General features: G+C 69.0%; 1 pseudogene. It reads right to left on the reverse strand.

Features of this window, described 5'->3' with window-relative positions:
- Positions 1-696 (reverse strand): annotated as a pseudogene (locus A5712_RS27080) (glycosyl transferase); the annotation flags it as partial.

A 696-nucleotide genomic window follows, 5' to 3' on the forward strand; every position in this document is an offset into this window, starting at 1 on the left:
TTCCGGCGGTGATCCACGACGCGACCTCGTCGTCGGCATCGGTGGGCGACTCCATGGTCAGCGCGCCGACGAACGGCCGCTTGCCATTCCACTCCTCCGCTAAGCCGGGAAAACAAAGCGCGTCGTAGGCTTGGATCTCCAGCGCGCCCAGCTCCGACATGCGTTGCGGCGCAGGGCAAGTGGCCTTCGGCAGACCCAGATCCCGGCGCTGCGCGTCTTCGGCGCCCCGGGTGAACCGCCAATACATCCAGTCGAGGGTCTTCATCGTCGAGCGCACCAGCGGCGCGGGCAACCGCGCGGGAAACGCCACCTGGCCGTTGGGCCGCATCGGGTAGAAGTGCAACGCGGCCAACGGAATGTCGTAGCGCTCGGCGACGTTGGCGGCGATCTCCTGATAGAGCTGGCCCGTCAGCAGCAGGTCGACCCCGTCCACGAGCGACTTGAGCGCGGCGCCCAGCTCTTCGAAGCCCGCCCGGACCGGCTCCATCGCCTCGCGCGCCAGCTTGACCGGGTTTTGGAACTTCCACGAGTTGTGCAGGAAATCCTCGTCCAGCTGCTGCTGGGAATCCCGCTGCCCGTAGGCGACGGCGGGCAGCCCGGCCGACTCGACGAAGCCGATCAGGTTGGGCGGCACCGCAACCCGCACGTCGTGCCCCCGGCGCTGCAGCTCCCGGCCGATGGCGGCGCACGGCTCGA

Source organism: Mycobacterium sp. E2327 (genome assembly GCF_001672675.1).
In the GTDB taxonomy this organism is placed as follows: Bacteria; Actinomycetota; Actinomycetes; order Mycobacteriales; family Mycobacteriaceae; genus Mycobacterium.